Origin of the sequence: Corallococcus terminator (assembly GCF_003611635.1) — a bacterium.
Taxonomy (GTDB): Bacteria; Myxococcota; Myxococcia; order Myxococcales; family Myxococcaceae; genus Corallococcus; species Corallococcus terminator.
Genome location: NZ_RAVZ01000224.1, coordinates 1 through 16,597, shown reverse-complemented (window position 1 = coordinate 16,597; position 16,597 = coordinate 1). Strand labels below are relative to the sequence as shown.

General features: G+C 69.7%; 16 protein-coding genes and 1 pseudogene. 12 read left to right on the top strand and 5 right to left on the bottom strand.

All coding sequences use genetic code 11. From position 1 onward, the window contains the following. The 3 genes and pseudogenes from D7V88_RS27355 to D7V88_RS27345 all read right to left on the bottom strand — a co-directional run. Positions 1-277: pseudogene (locus tag D7V88_RS27355) on the bottom strand (energy transducer TonB); the annotation flags it as partial. A 3-nt stretch (positions 278-280) separates the two neighbouring features. Then, positions 281-775, bottom strand: coding sequence for a protein TolR (tolR, locus tag D7V88_RS27350; protein ID WP_120543566.1), 495 nt, complete (start codon positions 773-775; stop codon positions 281-283). Positions 776-793: 18 nt separating this feature from the next. Beyond that, the gene (locus D7V88_RS27345) at positions 794-1,507 is read right to left on the bottom strand and encodes a MotA/TolQ/ExbB proton channel family protein (RefSeq protein WP_120543565.1); all 714 of its coding nucleotides are present in this window, start codon (positions 1,505-1,507) and stop codon (positions 794-796) included. Between the two features lie 153 nt (positions 1,508-1,660). On the opposite strand from D7V88_RS27345, the gene D7V88_RS27340 reads away from it, so the two are divergent. Together D7V88_RS27340 and murI are read left to right on the top strand one after the other, a co-directional pair. Beyond that, a complete protein-coding gene (locus D7V88_RS27340) occupies positions 1,661-2,677 on the top strand; it encodes a hypothetical protein (protein WP_120543569.1) in 1,017 nt (338 codons plus the stop codon). Positions 2,678-2,800: 123 nt separating this feature from the next. Next, on the top strand, positions 2,801-3,616 hold the full coding sequence (gene murI / locus D7V88_RS27335) for a glutamate racemase (RefSeq protein ID WP_120543564.1): 816 nt from the start codon (positions 2,801-2,803) through the stop codon (positions 3,614-3,616). Between the two features lie 52 nt (positions 3,617-3,668). Here murI and carF read toward each other — a convergent pair whose 3' ends face one another. Continuing rightward, entirely contained in the window at positions 3,669-4,526 is an 858-nt protein-coding gene (gene carF, locus D7V88_RS27330; protein ID WP_120543563.1) for a plasmanylethanolamine desaturase, read from the bottom strand. 261 nt (positions 4,527-4,787) lie between these two features. Between carF and D7V88_RS27325 the strand changes: the two genes are divergently transcribed. From D7V88_RS27325 to D7V88_RS27280, 10 genes are all read left to right on the top strand, one after another. Continuing rightward, positions 4,788-5,354: a RomY N-terminal domain-containing regulatory protein gene (locus tag D7V88_RS27325; protein WP_120543562.1), complete on the top strand. Its 567-nt coding sequence runs from the start codon at positions 4,788-4,790 to the stop codon at positions 5,352-5,354. A 93-nt stretch (positions 5,355-5,447) separates the two neighbouring features. Continuing rightward, positions 5,448-6,140: a cell division ATP-binding protein FtsE gene (ftsE, locus tag D7V88_RS27320; RefSeq protein ID WP_120543561.1), complete on the top strand. Its 693-nt coding sequence runs from the start codon at positions 5,448-5,450 to the stop codon at positions 6,138-6,140. Then, the gene (locus tag D7V88_RS27315; protein ID WP_120543560.1) at positions 6,137-7,039 is read left to right on the top strand and encodes a cell division protein FtsX; all 903 of its coding nucleotides are present in this window, start codon (positions 6,137-6,139) and stop codon (positions 7,037-7,039) included. The genes ftsE and D7V88_RS27315 overlap by 4 nt, the downstream gene beginning before the upstream one ends. Before the next feature lie 20 nt (positions 7,040-7,059). Further along, positions 7,060-8,175 (top strand): murein hydrolase activator EnvC family protein, encoded by a 1,116-nt coding sequence (locus tag D7V88_RS27310; RefSeq protein WP_208726487.1) that lies wholly within the window; start codon positions 7,060-7,062, stop codon positions 8,173-8,175. An 85-nt stretch (positions 8,176-8,260) separates the two neighbouring features. Next, a complete protein-coding gene (locus tag D7V88_RS27305) occupies positions 8,261-9,151 on the top strand; it encodes an alpha/beta fold hydrolase (RefSeq protein WP_120543558.1) in 891 nt (296 codons plus the stop codon). Between the two features lie 53 nt (positions 9,152-9,204). Beyond that, positions 9,205-10,551 carry a S41 family peptidase gene (locus tag D7V88_RS27300; RefSeq protein WP_120543557.1) on the top strand — a complete coding sequence of 449 codons (1,347 nt, stop codon included), beginning with the start codon at positions 9,205-9,207 and terminating at the stop codon, positions 10,549-10,551. 67 nt (positions 10,552-10,618) lie between these two features. Further along, positions 10,619-12,511, top strand: a complete 1,893-nt coding sequence (locus tag D7V88_RS27295; RefSeq protein WP_120543556.1) for a PEGA domain-containing protein — start codon at positions 10,619-10,621, stop codon at positions 12,509-12,511. Between the two features lie 59 nt (positions 12,512-12,570). Beyond that, entirely contained in the window at positions 12,571-12,813 is a 243-nt protein-coding gene (locus D7V88_RS27290; protein WP_244238421.1) for a hypothetical protein, read from the top strand. Positions 12,814-13,223: 410 nt separating this feature from the next. Continuing rightward, positions 13,224-14,201, top strand: coding sequence for a D-alanine--D-alanine ligase family protein (locus D7V88_RS27285; protein WP_120543568.1), 978 nt, complete (start codon positions 13,224-13,226; stop codon positions 14,199-14,201). Positions 14,202-14,539: 338 nt separating this feature from the next. Continuing rightward, positions 14,540-16,066 carry a cellulose synthase family protein gene (locus D7V88_RS27280; protein ID WP_120543554.1) on the top strand — a complete coding sequence of 509 codons (1,527 nt, stop codon included), beginning with the start codon at positions 14,540-14,542 and terminating at the stop codon, positions 16,064-16,066. 100 nt (positions 16,067-16,166) lie between these two features. Here D7V88_RS27280 and D7V88_RS27275 read toward each other — a convergent pair. Beyond that, positions 16,167-16,597: hypothetical protein (locus D7V88_RS27275; protein ID WP_244238420.1), on the bottom strand; the 431-nt coding region annotated here is incomplete at its 5' end.

The window sequence follows — 16,597 nt, the reverse complement described above, 5'->3', positions numbered from 1 at the left end:
GGAGATGTGTATAAGAGCCAGTCGCCGCGACCTCCTTGGGCGGAGGCTGGGCCTGCTCCTTGCGGGGCAGCAGCTTCGGGTCGCGAGGCTTGCCCAGGCGCACCAGCGACGCGTTGATGGGCTTCGTGTCCAGGTCCACCTTCGGCGTGGCCGTGAAGCGCGCGTAGAGGATGGCCGCCACCAGCACCGCGAGGTGGCCGCCCACGGAGAAGACGACGAAGCGCGACAGCTTCGTGGGCCGGGCCACGAGCAGGCTGTGGGTCAACGCGGAATCCATGCGCTAGCGCTTCGCTTCCTTCGGCTTGCCCTTGCCACCAGCGGCCGTGGGCGTCTTGTTCCCGGGGTTGGACGCCTTGTTGCCGGTGGAAGGGTCCGTGATCATCCCCACATTCTTGATGCCCGCGCGCTGGGCGGCGGCCATCACCTCCACCACCACGCCGTAGGGCACGTCGCGGTCCGCATGCAGGTAGACCTCCTTGTCCGCCTGCGCCTTGGCGTTGGCGGCGAGCTTGGTCTCCAGCTCCTCCAGGGGCACTTCCGCGTCCCCGATGTAGACCTTCTTGCCCGCGTCGATGGAGAGGACGACCTTCTTCTCCGTCGCCTCCACCGGGGTGGCCTTGGTCTCCGGGAGGTTCACCTTCACGCCCTGCTGGATGAGGGGCGCCGTCACCATGAAGATGATGAGCAGCACCAGCATCACGTCCACCATGGGCGTGACGTTGATCTCGCTCATGGTGGTACGGCCACCGCCGCCTTTTCCGCCGCCCATGCCCATGGGTGTGTCCCCTTGTGCCTAGCGGAAGAAGTGCCGCTTGATGATGTTGAGGAAGTCCGCGGAGAAGTTGGACATCTCCGTGTCGAACACCTTGATGCGGCTGACGAACGAGTTGTACGCGACCACCGCCGGGATGGCCGCGAACAGGCCCGCCGCCGTGGCGAACAGCGCGTTGCCGACGGGCGCCGCCACCGTGGCCAGCGTCGCGTTGCCCTGCTCGGCGATCTGGTTGAAAGCGCTCAGGATGCCAATCACCGTGCCGAACAGGCCCACGAACGGGGAAGCGGCGCCCACCGTGCCCAGGAAGGACACGCGGTTCTCCAGCTCGGTGATCTGCGCCGTGGCCGCGCGGTTGAGCGCGCGCTCCACGTTCTCGATGCCGCCCAGCTTCGCGCTCATCGCGTCCTCGGCGCCGCCCTCCTTGCCCGTCTGCGCCAGCTTGCTCAGCTCCTCGTAGCCCGCGCAGAAAACCTTCGACAGCGGCGAGCCCTCCAGCTTCAGGGCGGACTGGTAGATGGCCTCCAGCCGGGACGCCTTCCAGAACGTGTCGAGAAAGGTAAGCGACTGGGAGCGGGCGCGGGACAACTGGGTGAACTTCATGGCGATGAGGGCCCAGGAGGCCACGGACACCGACATGAGGAGCAGGAGCACCGCGAGTTCGATGAACGACGCGTCGCGGATGATCTCCACGTAGTTCATGGCGCCAAAGGCCAGGGGCAGGTGGGGTATCATGGGGTTCAGCGCGTAACATCCACCGCTCGGGTGGGTCAAACCCGCCGTCGGTGCCCGGTTGCTTTGGACGGGACTGAATAATTCCCTGGGTCGGTCGTCTGGAGGGTTGTTCAGGCCGACGACCTCAAACTGCCCGAAACACGGATGCCCACCATGAACGCGAGACTGCTCGCCCCATTCCTCTGCCTCGCTGCTTTCTCCTCCGGCTGCGTCATCGAAGACTCCGGCCCCCGCTATCCCGGCGACGTCCGGCTGATGTGGACCTTCGCCGGTGCCCGCTGCGATGAAGCGCGCAACATCGAGGGTGTCGACATCACCATCGACGGCGAACTGCTGGAGAACGGTGGCCAGTATCCCTGCCAGGCCAACGGCTTCGACGGCATCATCCTCCACGACTTCGCGCCGGGCGTTTACACCTTCAGCGCGGTGGGCGTGGACTACAACAACGTGGCCCGCTACTCGTACAGCGGCAGCTTCCGGGTGGACGGCGATGTGTCGGTGAACATCGACCTCTCGCTGAACGGCGGGCAGAACTCCTCCTTCGCCTACGTCAACTGGCATTTCCCGACGGAGGTGGGCAGCCAGTACCCCACCTGCGGGCAGGCGGGCGTCGTCTCCGTGGATGCCCGGGTGGATGACGGCGCGTGGGTGAACTTCGATTGCTACGAGGGCAGCGAGGGCAACTCGGTGAGCACCCCGACCCTGACCCCCGGGCAGCACTACCTGGAGGTGGTCGCCCTGGATTCCTTCGGCCTGCCCGTCTACTACTACGGCGGTGCCTTCGCGGTGCAGAGCGGCGTGCCGGCGTCCGTCACGGCGGAGACCTACGCCATCGGCGGGGCCGCGGTGGGCTGGAAGTTCTACGAGGGCTTCAACACCCCTTCGCTGAGCTGCGCGCAGGCCGGCGTCACCGAGGTGGGCATCAACTTCAAGGACGTCTACACGGGCCTGTGGGTCTACGGCGATGAGGGGCAGTGGTTCTCCTGCAACGAGTCTCCGGCCGTCTTCGAGTTCCTCCGCCCGGGTCGCTACTTCGTGTCCTTCAAGGCGTCGGGTTCTGGCGGTCGCTACTACGAGTCCCGGTCGGACCTGGCCCCGTACGATGTCTTCGCCCACGACTTCCCGGGCGCCAATGACGCCCTGGATGCGCCGCTCTACCGCGTGAGGTAGGCGCGCCCTCCCAGCACGGGCACACGCAAGGGTCGGAGGCCTCCTGGCTTCCGGCCCTTCGTGCGTTCGGGGGCCTGGGCTCGGCAGGGGCCGTTGGCATCAAACGTGATAGGGACAGCCTCCATGCGGCAAGACAGCCACGGTCCCATCGGCGTGTTCGACTCCGGCATCGGAGGGCTCACGGTCCTCAAGGCGCTCATGGCGCGGCTCCCCCACGAGCGGACGGTCTACCTGGGGGACACGGCGCGCGTGCCCTACGGCACCAAGTCCGGTGAGGTGGTGACGCGCTACTCGCTGAAGAACGCGGAGTTCCTGATGGAGCGCGGCATCAAGCTCCTGGTGGTGGCGTGCAACACCGCCTCCGCCGCGGCGCTGCCCGCGCTGTCCGCCACGCTGCCGGTGCCGGTGCTGGGCGTCATCGAACCGGGCGCGCGCGCGGCCCTGCGCCAGACGCGGGGCGGCGGGGTGGGCGTCATCGGGACGCCGGGCACCATCCGTTCGGGCGCCTACCAGCGGGCGTTGGAGGCCGGCAGCCCCCAGGTGATGGTGAAGGCGAAGGCGTGCCCGCTCTTCGTGCCCCTGGCGGAAGAAGGGTGGACCACGGGCGACGTGCCGTTGCTGGTGGCGAAGGAGTACCTGGCCGGCTTCGCGCACGACGGCGTGGACACGCTGGTGCTCGGCTGCACCCACTACCCGCTGCTCAAGGGCGTCATCGCCGAGGTCGTGGGGCCGCACGTGTCGCTGGTGGACTCGGCGGAGGCCACCGCGGAGGCCGTGGCGGAGCTCCTGGGTGCCCGGGGGCTGCTGGCGCCGGAGGCTTCCACGGCGCCGGAGCACGCGTACTTCGTCACCGACGTGCCGGAGCGCTTCGTGGAGGTGGGAGCCCGCTTCCTGGGGCGCCCCATTCCGTCCGCGGAGCAGGTGGACCTGCGCTTCTGACCGCGAGCCTGGAGGGCCCCTGGCGACAGGAGACCTCCGGCTTCAGCGCCTCTTAGGGAGACGAGCGGCTGGAGACGGACGGCGCGGACTCCTCGGTGGAGGCCTTGAGGAGCTCCTTGGCCGCCTGGAGGACGGGCACTTCCGTGGCGTCGTCCACGGCGACGAGCGCCTGGGCGGCCTCGGTGCCGATGTCGTCCTGGCGCGGAAGCTGGCCGGTGACGAAGGTGATGAGCCGCTCCATCAGCGGGAAGAAGTGGATCATCCGCAGCGGCCGGTTCATCCAGCCCACGGTGATGCAGTAGTACTGGTTGAAGGGCGCGGTGTGGTGGATGCGGTGGTGGTCCGGCGGCAGGATGAGGTGCACGCGCTGCAGGAAGTGGATGATGGCGGGCGGCGCATCCAGGTGCGACCACTTGTGGAACTGGTTGGTCGCCATCACCCAGAAGATCATCGCGCCCAGGAACGCGGCCAGGAACACCCAGCCCGGCCCGTTGAGCGGCACGGCCACCGCGAGCGCCGCCACCGGCAGCGACACCAGGCAGTTGTTGCCGTTGGTCTCCACGAAGTCGTGGCGGGTGATGGCCTTCTCATCGACGTGGTGTTCGCGGAAGGGACGGATGAAGGCCTTGCCCAGCACGGGCATCTCCGTGGAGCCCCACGTGTCGCCCATCCAGTGGACGAACCCCGAGACGAAGTCCGCGGCCAGGTAGCCCAGCACCACCGCCAGCGTCAGCATCCACGGGCCGGTGTGGTGGGTGCTCCAGAGCTTGTAGGCGAGCACGCCTTCCAGCGCGACGAACGACACGATGGAGGCGATCTCCATCGCGCGGATGGCGGGGGAGTACCCCTGCGCCAGCGCCTGGGCATCCTGGAGGCGGACCTTGTCCGTGATTTTGTCCGGCTTCGTCATCGGTGGGTTCCCGCCCTTCAGGGGTGGTTTGGCTCGAATGATAGCGCGCGCGTGTCCAGGGGGTACGTATCCCAGGGCCTTTCGGCTTTTCAACAAAGGGTCCCCCTGTCCGCTGGCCTGCCGGGCACGACGTGGATCCGCACACTCAAGGTGGCGGACGCACACCGGCGAGCGGGCTGGCACGGGCAGTCAACCTGCGGATGAGCGTGACGCTTGCCTTGTGAAGCCTGGAACCCGCTGGTACGGTGCCCGACCTCGGCAATGGCGAAAACCTTCGAAAAAGCCGTCACTGGCTTCAACCACAACATCAAGCACAAGGGGAAGGTCTACCACGTCCAGACCGAGGACTCTGGTGTCAACAACCCTCACATCATCACCCACCTGTTCGTGGGCGGGAACATCCTCGCGTCGAAGAAGACGTCCTACGCGGACATCCTCAACGCGGAGAACCTGGCGGAAGTCGTCCGCGAGTTGATGGAGGAGCAGCACAAGGAAATGCTGCGGAACCTCATCAATGGGGTTTACGACAACTACGAGTCCACGGTCCGCTCGTACCAGCCGGGCCAGCTCGCCACGGACGCCGAAGCCGCCGCCGCGCCGAAGTTGCAGCCCATCGCCGCGCCGCGCCCGGTTCCGCCGCCTCCGCCCCCCGCGGTCGCGGCCCCCTTCGTCGTGCCTCCTGAAGTGGCCGCCGCGCGCGCCCTCAAGGAGAAGCCCCGCATCAACGAAGTGGGCGTGGAGACGCTGTTCGGCGAGGACCTCATCTCCGAGAAGAGCCTGGACGAGGTCATCCTGAGCTACCTCGCCAGCGAGGGTGAGCCCTCGTAGTCGCAAGGCGGTCCGCCGAGCCTCCCCGTGAGCGGCCCGTTCCTGGGCGTGCTCCGGGGCCGTGGTAGGCTTTCGGGGCTCGCGCTCCCGGTCATGATCCAGTTCTTCCACGTCTACAAGGCGTATCCCGGCGATCCGCCCGTCCTTCAGGACATCAACCTGAACGTGGAGAAGGGCGAGTTCGTCTTCCTCACGGGGCCCTCGGGCGCGGGCAAGACGACGCTGCTCAAGCTCATCTTCTGCGGGGAGAAGGCCACCAAGGGGCAGATATTGGTGGGCGGCAAGAACATCGCGCGCATCCGTGAGTCGGCGGTGCCGTACCTGCGGCGCAACATCGGCGTGGTGTTCCAGGACTTCAAGCTGCTGCCGCACCGAAGCGTCGCGGACAACGTGGGCTTCACGCTGGACGTGCTGGGCGTGCCCCGCGCGGAGGGGCGCGAGAAGGTGCACCGGATGCTCAAGCGCGTGGGGCTGGAGCACAAGGCGAACTCGCTGCCGCTGCGGCTGTCGGGTGGAGAGCAGCAGCGCGTCGTCATCGCGCGTGCGCTGGTGAACGACCCGACCATCCTCCTGGCGGACGAGCCGACGGGCAACCTGGACCCGGCGCTCACCGTGGAGATCATGGACCTGCTCACGGACATCAACATCCGGGGCACCACGGTGATGGTGGCCACGCACGACGCCACGCTCCTGTCGCGCTACCAGAAGCGCACGGTGCGCTTGGAGCGCGGGCTCATCGTCTCCGACGAGGACGGTGTCAAGGCGGCCCGGCGGATGCTGGTATGAGCGTGCTGTCGAAGGCGGCCTACTTCTGGCGCTCGGCGGCCGGCGGGCTGAAGCACGCGCCCTTCGTCCACTTCATCGCGGTGTCCACCATCGCCATCGCGCTGTTCGCGGCGGGGCTCGCGCGCGGCGCTTCGCACGTGGTGGACAACCTGCTCGCGTCGCTGGGCGGGGAGGTGGAGGTCACCATCTATCTGGCCCCTCAACTGGGACAGGACGAGGTCCACGGCGTCCACACGCGCGTGGTGGAGCTGAGTCACGGCGAGGTGACGGTGGTGCCGCCGGAAGCGGCGTTGCTGCGGCTCAAGCACGAGCTGGGAGACCTGGGCGAGGCCCTGTCGGAGCTGCCGGAGAACCCGCTGCCCGCGACGCTGGAGTTGCGCGTGCCGGAGGCCCGGCGCTCTCCCGCGGCGCTCCAGACGCTGGCGAAGGAGCTTCGTGCGCTGCCCGGCGTCACCGGCGTGGACTACGGCGAGGCCGCGGTGGAGCGGCTGTCCGCCATCGCGCGGGCGCTGAGCTTCGGGGCGCTGGTGGCGCTGGTGGTGGTGCTGGGGACGACCATCGTCATCGTGGCGGCCACGCTCCAGCTCGCCATCTACGCGCGGCGCGAGGAGATTGAAATCCAGAAGCTGGTGGGCGCCACCGACCGCTTCGTGAAGACGCCCTTCCTCCTGGAGGGGCTGCTCCAGGGCCTGTTGGGCGCGCTGGTGGCGCTGGGCGGACTGTGGCTGTTCGGCCGACTCTTGGGGCCCACGCTGGGCTCGCTGTTCGCGTTCATCCTGGGGCCGGGCGTGAACGCGCCCTGGGTGGAGACGCGCACCGTGGTGGAACTGCTCGCGGCAGGGTGCGCGCTGGGCCTGGGCGGCAGCTTCGTCGCGGTGGGGCGCTTCCTGCGGGTATGAGCGGGCGCGCCTGTTTCGGGATGGTCCTGGTGCTGCTCCTGGGCGCGACTTTCGCGCGGGCCCAGCAGGACGAGGAGTCGGAGCGCGCGGCCATCCGCGAGAAGCTGGCCGCGCAGCGCGCGACGCTCGCGCTGGTGGAGGCGAAGAAGCTCTCCGTGCTGGAGGGCATGGAGCTGATGGAGGACATGGCCTCGTTCTCCCGCCGCCGCGTGCGCGCGCTGGAAGGGGACCTCAACCTGTTCCGCCGCCGCGTCACGCTGGCCGAGCGCGAGGAGGCCGTGCTGCGCGAAGCCCTGCGCGCCCAATTGCGCCGCCTGTCCCCGCGCCTGCGCACGCTGTACCGGCTCCAGCGCCGACGGCCGCTGGAGGTGCTGCTGTCCGCGGAGGACTTCGCCGCGCTCATGTGGCGGGCGCGCGCGCTGGAGGCCAGCATGGCGGGCGACCTGGAGCTCCTACGCACCGTGCATCACGTGGCGGGGCTCCAGCGACAGGCGACGTTGGAGCTGAAGCGGCTGCACACCTCACTGTCCCAGCGCGTGGCCTTCCTCCAGGCGCAGTCGAGGCAGGCCCGGGCGCAGCAGGAGGCCCTGGAGGAAGTGGTGGGGAAGCTGGCCGGCGAGGCGGAGCTGGCCAAGCGCGCCGTGCGCGAACTGGAGGGCGCGGACGCGGAGCTCACCCGCATGCTGGTGGACCTGCACGAGGCCCCCGCGACCAGCGGCTTCGGCGCGCTGAAGGGGAAGCTGCCCCGGCCGGTGGCGGGCATCGTCGAGGTGGGCTTCGGGCGGGTGGTGAATCCCCGCTTCAACACCGTCACGGTGCAGAAGGGCGTGGACATCCGCGTACCGGCGGGCACCCCCGTGCACGCGGTGGCGGAGGGCACCGTCGTCTACGCGGGCTGGCTGCGCGGCTATGGCAACCTGCTCATCGTCGACCATGGCGACGACTTCCACACCCTGGTGGCCCACCTCTCCACCATCGCCGCGGAGGTCGGCGCGCGCGTGGCCCCGGGCGACGTGGTGGGGGAGGTGGGGGACACCGGCTCCCTCAAGGGCGCCTACCTGTACTTCGAGGTGCGCCGCGCCGGTCAGGCCGTCGACCCCGCCCCCTGGCTGGCCCCCGCCGCCGCCGCGCCCTGACTGTGTCAGCTCTGACGCGCTGCGCCGGAAAGGCAGAGGCGTTAAAAGGGGCCGGACGGCTGTCGGAGGAGAAGGAGGCTCGCACGTGGACCTGATGGTGGGGATGCAGAAGGCGATGCGCCGGGTGCTGGTGGCGCGTGGCGTCCAGTCGGAGACGGTGAACGTCGCGGGCCAGGCGGTGCACCACTACGCGCTCCAGGGGCAGGGCAAGGGCCCTCCGGTGTTGCTGGTGCACGGGCTGGGCGGGTCGGCCAACGGCTTCGGGCGGACGTTCTTCGGGCTGGCGCGCCGCTTCTCGCGCGTGCTCGCGCCGGACCTTCCGGGGCATGGTTTCTCCGGCGCGTACTGCGGCGGTCCCACCTGCGTGAAGAGCCAGTTCGACGTGCTCACCGCCTACTGCGAGCAGGTGGTGAAGGAGCCTGCCCTCGTGGTGGGCAACTCGCTGGGCGGGGCCATGGCCGTCAACCTGGCCGCCGAGCATCCGGAGTGGGTGAAGGCGCTGGCGCTGGTGGCCCCCGCGGGCGCGGAGCTGACGCCGCAGGCCCTGACGACGCTCTTGAGCGTGTTCGAGGTGAAGTCGAACGAGGACGCGCGTGAGCTCACGCGGCGGCTGTTCCACCGTCCGCCGTGGGCCGCGATGTTGCTCGCGTCGGAGATGCGCAAGTTCTACTCGAACCCCACGGTGCAGGCGCTCGCGGCGGACGCCATCGCCACGCAGGCCAGCATCGCGCCCCAGGCGGTGCGGGACTTGAAGATGCCGGTGCTCTTCCTGTGGGGCGGCAGCGAGCGGCTCCTGCCCCCGGAAATCCTCACCTGGTACCGGCAGCACCTGCCGCGCCAGGCGGAGGTCCACGTGGTGGAGGGCTTCGGCCACGTGCCGCAGATGGAGCGGCCGGACGCGTTCGTGTCCCACCTGGTGGGCTTCGCGGACCGGGCCGGCCTGACAGGCGGGAATCGTTCGGTGGACCGGGTGTAGACTCCGGGGCTCATTCAGGGCCCCTTCCTCCCCGCCACAAAGGACGCGCTCCCGTGACAGGTCTCCTCCCGCCGTGGCGCATGGGTCTGGCCGCGCTCCTCCTGTGGAGCGCTCCCGTGTTCGCGAGGGAGCCGGCGGACGCGGCGGCCAGGGACGAGACGGCGTACCGGCAACTGGAGCTGTTCGCGCGGGTGCTCTCCTACGTGGAGAACAACTACGTGGAGTCGGTGGACAGGAAGACGCTGGTCCAGGGCGCCATCCAGGGGATGCTCGAGACGTTGGATCCGCACACCGTCTTCATGCCCCCGGAGGTGTTCCGGGAGATGAAGATCGACACGTCGGGCGAGTTCGGCGGGCTGGGCATTGAAATCGCTCGCAAGGGCGACCGGCTGGTGGTGGTGGCCCCCATCGACGACACGCCCGCGGCCCGCGCGGGCATCAAGGCCGGCGACGAGCTGCTGGCCATCGACGGTGAAAGCACGCTGGGTATGGACCTGGGCCGCGCGCTGCAGAAGATGCGCGGGCCCGCCGGTGGCCGCGTGTTGCTCACGCTGATGCGCTCGGGCTTCAACGCGCCCCAGGAGCTGGCCATCCTGCGCGACCACATCCGCATCGTGTCGGTGGAGGGCGCGCTCTTCGACGGCATCGGTCACGTGAAGGTGAAGAACTTCCAGGACCGCACGGACCAGTCGCTGCGCAAGGAGCTGGACCGGCTGCGCGCGCTCAACGGCGGCAAGGAGCTGGACGGGCTGGTGTTGGATCTGCGCAACAACCCCGGCGGCCTGTTGGATCAAGCGGTGGCGATGAGCGACCGCTTCCTGCCGGGCAACCTGCCCATCGTGTCCACGCGCGGACGCGACGGCCGCAACGCCTCCGAGGAGCGCAGCCGCGACCGCGACACGGAGAAGGACTATCCAGTGGTGGTGCTGGTCAACGCGGGCAGCGCATCCGCGTCGGAGATCGTCGCCGGCGCGCTCCAGGACCATGGCCGCGGCGTCATCATGGGCACGCAGACCTTCGGCAAGGGCAGCGTGCAGACCATCATCGAGCTGGAGGACGGCTCCGGGCTGAAGCTCACCATCGCGCGCTACTACACGCCCAAGGGCCGCAGCATCCAGGAGAAGGGCATCACCCCGGACTTCCTCGTGCCGGAGGATTCCTCGGGCAAGGTGGGAACCGAGGCGCCCCGGGAGAAGGATTTACAGCGCCACTTCCGGGCGGAGCCGTCCCAGGCGACGTCAGAGGTCGCGGCCGCGCCACGCGGACTGCCCGCGAACCTGAAGGACTGGGCGGTGACAGCGAAGCTCACGGACGCGCAGTTGCGGGTGGCCCTCAACTACCTCCACGGGTTGGCGCTGGGAACGGCGTCCCGGGGGCCTGGGACGGCGGCGGGTCGCTGAAACCCCTTTCGAGGCTGGCATTCCGCCGTGCAGTGCGTGTAATGCGCACAGCAACGAGGGAGACCGGATGCGACGTCCTTTCAATCGCGCGCTGCACGCGACGCTCAGTGGCTGGCTGGTGGGAATGCTGGCCATGGGCCCCGCGGCGGCGCAGCAGCAACACGTACCCCTGCGGCTGATCCCGCGCACGCTGCCGGCGGCCGCGAGCCCGCGCATCGCGGTGGTGGCCATTCCGTTGGACCCCTCGCTGGAGGGCGAGGCGCTGAAGCTGTCGCACTGGGCTGAACAGGCCGTGGCCCGCTCCGGGAGGCTGGAGCTGGTGCGGCTGACGGACGCACTGGATGCGACGGGCGCGAGCGCCCGTGAGGCGAAGGCGGTCGAGGGCAACGCCGCGTACAAGGAAGGCGCCAAGGCCTACGACGAGCTGGACACCGTGAAGGCGCTCCAGAGCTTCGACAAAGCGGTGCGCGCGTACGAGCAGGCGGACCTGTCGCGCGCGTTCGCGCTCCTGAGCCGCGCGCGGGTGATGAAGGCCGCGTCGCAGGTGGCCAACGGGGAGAACAAGGCCGCGGAGCTGGAGATGCGCGCGGTGCTGGCGGTGGACCCTCGCGCCCAGTTCAACCCGAACTTCTTCCCTCCCGAAGAGGTCGCGTTCGTGGAGAAGGAGCGCAAGGCGCAGCTTGCCGGCGCGGAGGCCACGCTGTCGGTGCGCACGCAGCCCGTGGCCGCGCAGGTGTTCGTGGACGGGGCCTTCCGGGGCGTGTCCCCGGTGACGCTCACCGGCCTGACGCGCGCGGACCACTACGTGACGCTGGTGGCGCCGGGCTACTCGGTGTTGGAGGGGAAGGCGCGCGAAGGCGAGGCGTCCTTCTCGCTCACGCGCCTGCCGGTGCAGCAGCGGACCGAAGCGCTGATGGAGCGCATCGCGAAGGAGCCCGACGGTGAAGACCGTGACAAGGCGCTGCGGGAGCTGGGCGCGCTCGCGGGCGTGCAGCAGGTGCTGGCGTTGCTGGTGCGCGGCGGCCCGGGCAATGCGCCCCTGAGCGTCACGGGCCTGCGGCTGGACGTGGCGGATGGCCACAACCTGGCGTACGCGGTGGGGCCCCAGGTGCCGCGCGGCGACGCGATGGCCACCGGCTCCGAAGCGTTCCTGACGGGGCTGGTCGCGCAGGACGCGGCGAAGGTCGGCGGCAAGCCGACGACGCACTTCACCGGAGGCGGGGGCGTGAGCCGCCGCACGGTGGGCTACGTGCTGCTGGCCACCGGTGTCGCCCTGCTGGCGGGCGGCATCTACTTCGGGTTGGAGGCCTCCTCGAAGTCGGACGCGTTCAAGACGGCGCCGCAGGGGAGCACCCGCGCGGAGGACCTGAAGAGCACCGGCAAGACGTACGCGCTGGTGGCGGACGTGGGCGTGCTGGCGGGCCTCGTGTCCGCGGGCGCGGGCGGCTACCTCGCCTTCTACAAGGGCGGGAGTGGTTCGTCGTCCCAGGCCGCCCCGAGTCCGGCGGCCCGGCGGGATGTCCAGGCCCGCGACCCGAAGCCCATCGACCAGGCGCTGCCCATGCCTCCGCCGCCCGCTCGCACCGAGCCGGCTCCGAAGGCGAACGCCACGTCGACGCCGCCCGCCGCGACGCCTCCGCCCGCCAAGGCCGCTCCGGCCGCGGTGACGCCGCCTCCCGAGGTCGTCCCCGCGTTCGAGCCGCCTCCCACGCCTCCGCCGCCCGCGAAGAAGCTGACGCGCAAGGAGCGAGAGGCCGAGGCGAGGCGCGAGCGTGAGGAGGAGGCCCGCCTCAAGAAGGAGCAGCGCGAGCAGGAGGAGCAGCGCAAGCGCGACGAGGAAGCGAAGCGCAAGCGGGACGAAGAGGAGAAGCGCAAGCGCGAGGACGAGGAGAAGCGCAAGCGCGACGAAGAGAAGAAGCAGCGTCCCAAGCTCGACGAAGACGATCTCCGGAACTACTAGCCATGCGCCGTCGCCTTTCATCGCTCATTGTTCCCTCGGCCCTGGTTCTGGGGCTGGGGTTGTCCGCCTGCAGTCTGCTCGTCGACTTCGACCCGGAAGGGCAGCCCTGTGACCGGGGCCAGTGCCTGGACGGCTATGTCTGCCAGAACGAGGTCTGCGTCTCCGGCGACAGCGTCACGACCGACGGCGGCTCGACCGACGCTGGCGTCCAGGATGCAGGCACCACCGACGCCGGTGTCACGGATGCAGGCACCACCGACGGTGGCCTGCTCACCGACGGTGGCCTCGCCGACGGCGGGTGAAGTCCCGCGCCGGGCTCTGGGCGGCTGACCCGGTTCCCGGCTCGATGCACCCGTCACGGAGGCGCCCGGGCATGAAGGCCCGAGCGCCTCCTTCCGTTTGCTGGGCCTGGCCGGCGCCACGGTCGCGTGCGGTGTCCCTGGCCGCGCGCGTCGACCGGACCTTCGCTCAAGCCGCCGGGCCCGGTGTTCTCCGCTGCTTGGCCCGAACCCACTCGGAGGCTTCACGGACCGCCCCCGCGCGTGGCCCCCGGGCCGCGCCGTGTCCGCCCGGACACGGTCGCTCCCTGGCCGGTGGCGCCTGGGAAACCCCCGTCATTCCAGCCGCTTGCACGCGAAGACCGCGTCCGGGAGGTCCGCCGGTGCATGGCATCATCCATGCTCTGGAGCAGGCCCACGGAGGCATCAACGACATGGGCAAGCGCGTGGGAGTGCTGATGGGCGGGTGGGGTGAGGAGCGGGAGATTTCGCTCAAGACGGGGGAGGCCGTGGTGGCGGCGCTGGAGACGCTGGGGCACACCGTCACCCGCGTCTTCGCCGGCCCCGGCCTGGACCGGGCGCTGCGCTCGGCGGAGCTGGACGTGGCCTTCCTCGCGCTGCACGGCCGCATGGGCGAGGACGGCCGCGTGCAGGGCCTGCTGGAGCTGCTGGAGCTGCCGTACACGGGCTCCGGCGTGCTGGCCTCCGCGCTGGCCATGGACAAGCCCATGGCGAAGAAGCTCTTCCAGCTCCACAACCTGGCCACGCCCCGGGGCTACAAGGTGGGCCGCGCGGACGTGGAGCGCGCCCTGGAACTGCACGGCGACAGCGGCTTTCCCTGCGTGGTGAAGCCCGCGAAGGGCGGCTCGTCCGTGGGCCTGTCGGTGGTGCACGACGCCGGGGCGCTGGTGCCCGCGGTGGCCCAGGCGTGCCGCTTCGGCGGCGAAGCCCTGGTGGAGCGCTTCGTCCAGGGGCAGGAGGTGACGGTGGGCATCCTCGGCGACAGCGTGCTGGGCAGTTGCGAGGTGTCCTTCCCGCGCGAGGGCTTCGACTACGACGCCAAGTACAAGGGCGGCGCGCAGTACTTCCTGCCGCCCCGTCTGTCCGACACGCGCCGCGTGAACGTGGAGACGCTCGCGCTCGCCGCCTACCGCGCCCTGGGCTGCCGGGGCTACGGCCGCGTGGACGTGCTGTGCTCGGACACGGAGAACGACGTGGTGCTGGAGGTGAACACCCTGCCGGGCTTCACCCCCACCAGCCTCCTGCCGAAGATCGCCGCCCGCGCGGGCCTGGACTTCCCGGAGCTGGTGCAGGGCGTCCTCGACCGGGCCACCCGGGATGAGTCCCACGTCGCCGACGCCGCCCCCCTCACCGTGTCCCCCGCGCCCCTGCGCGTCGCCGCCAGGTCCTGAGCCGACCTCCGCACCCTGGACGTCCTCCGCCCGACGGGGCCCGGCGACTTCCAGGGGCGGCTCATGACGCGGGGAAGCCCTGCTTGACGTTTTGCGTCAAGGCCGCCCTTTCAAGCCTCTCGGAACCGGGGAATAGTTTGACACGACCCGGGTGCCTCCCTATTGTCCGGCCGCGATCAGTAGTCGGAACGTCAAAGCCTAGTCTTTTCGGGCACATACGGGGCGGGGCTCAGCAGACCCAGGAGGCGGCGGTCAGCGTGAGCGGGTCGGTCGGGCATGCCGCCACGTCTGGTAGGACCGCTGGCGCCAGTGCCAGCGGGAGGGGCTGAGCGTCACCGATGACCACCGTTGAGATCATCTTCCTGGCTGTCTATTTCAGCCTGCTGAGCGTGCTGGGGGTCTATGGATCCCACCGGTACCGCATGGCGTTCCTGTACTACCGCCACAAGTTCAAGCTGCCCACGCCGAACGGCACGCTCGCCGCGCTGCCTCGCGTGACCATCCAGCTTCCCATCTTCAATGAGATGTACGTGGTGGAGCGCCTGGTGGAGTCGGTGTGCCGCATCGACTACCCGCGCGAGCTGTTGGAGATCCAGGTGCTGGACGACTCGACGGACGAGACGTGCGGCATCGCGCGTGCGTGCGTGGAGCGTCACCGGCAGAAGGGTCACGACATCGTCTACATCCACCGCGTCAACCGCCAGGGCTACAAGGCGGGCGCGCTGGAGAACGGCCTCAAGCTGGCCACGGGCGAGTACGTGGCGGTGTTCGACGCGGACTTCGTCCCGAGCCCCGACTTCCTGATGCGCACCGTTCCCTTCTTCGCGGACGCGAAGGTGGGCATGGTGCAGGTGCGCTGGGGCCACCTGAACCGTGAGTTCTCCATCCTCACGCAGGCCCAGAGCATCTTCCTGGACGGGCACTTCATCATCGAGCACACCGCGCGCAACCGCGCCGGCTGCTTCTTCAACTTCAACGGCACCGCGGGCATCTGGCGCCGCAGCACCATCTCCGACGCGGGCGGCTGGCAGCACGACACGCTCACGGAGGACCTGGACCTGAGCTACCGCGCGCAGCTCAAGGGCTGGCAGTTCGTGTTCCTGCCGGAGGTCATCTCCCCGGCCGAAGTGCCGGTGGACATGAACGCCTTCAAGAGCCAGCAGCACCGCTGGGCCAAGGGCTCCATCCAGACGGCGAAGAAGCTGTTGCCCACCATCCTCAAGAGCGACCTGCCCCTCTTGGTGAAGCGCGAGGCGTTCTTCCACCTCACCAACAACATGGCGTACCTGTTGATGGTGCTCTTGTCCGTGCTGATGCCCATCAGCATGGTGGTCCGCTTCCAGCACGGCCTGTACGGCACGCTGTTCCTGGACCTGCCCTTCTTCATCACCGCGACGGCCAGCGTCTGCGTCTTCTACGTGGCGGCCCAGCGCGAGCGCGGCGCCACCGGCTGGGAGCGCTTCAAGTACCTGCCGTTCCTGATGAGCCTGGGCATCGGCCTCGCCATCAACAACGCGAAGGCCGTGGGCGAGGCGCTGCTCAACCAGCAGTCGGGCTTCGCGCGCACGCCGAAGACGGGCGCCGAGGGCAAGAGCGTCAAGGCGTCGGTGAAGAAGAGCTACCGCGGCAGCAAGACGCTGATGCCGGTGGTGGAGCTGCTCTTCGCCGCCTACTTCACCGGGGCGCTGTGGTTCGCCATCGACTCGCGCATCTACACGTCGGTGCCCTTCATCGTCCTGTTCCAGGCGGGCTTCCTGTACGTGGGCGTGTCCAGCCTGCTGCAGGGCTTCGTCGGCCGGGTGAAGGTGACCGAGTCTGCCCCCGCCGTGAGCTCCTCCGAGGAGCAGCCGCGCCAGGCGGCCTGAGTCCTTCAGGGCATCCGTTTCTTCCGCTGTCTCGCGCCGCCGCTTCCTCCTTCCGACGTGTCGGAAGCAGGGACGGCGGCGCGGTGCTTTCGGGCTCCCCCTACACGCCGGAGTCGGGCACCCCGCGCAGCAGCACCTGTTCCTGGCGCACGGGGGCCGGGCCGGAGGTCGCGGGCTGGCACCCTTCGTCAATGGCGGTGCTGGACGCGGCCCTCAAGGTGAGGCCCGCGTCGTTGCAGGCCACCGCTTCGGTGGGGAAGGCGACGGGGCAGGGCGTTCCCGAACCGGTGAAGCCGGTGGCGCGCGTCTCGCCCACGAAGCCGTCCGGGGTGCGGTGCAGGACGATGCCCACGGAGCCCGCGTCCGGAGACTCCACGCCGCCGTCCGCCCACGCCCGCACCACCGCGAGCGACAGGGTGCCGCCGTCGTCCTGGCCCAGGTAGCGGAAGGCCGGGTTCTGCGCGTGGAAGTAGTCGCCGGATTGATTCAGCTCGCAGCCGGGCGGCACGTGGATGGCGGCCGGGGCGGGAG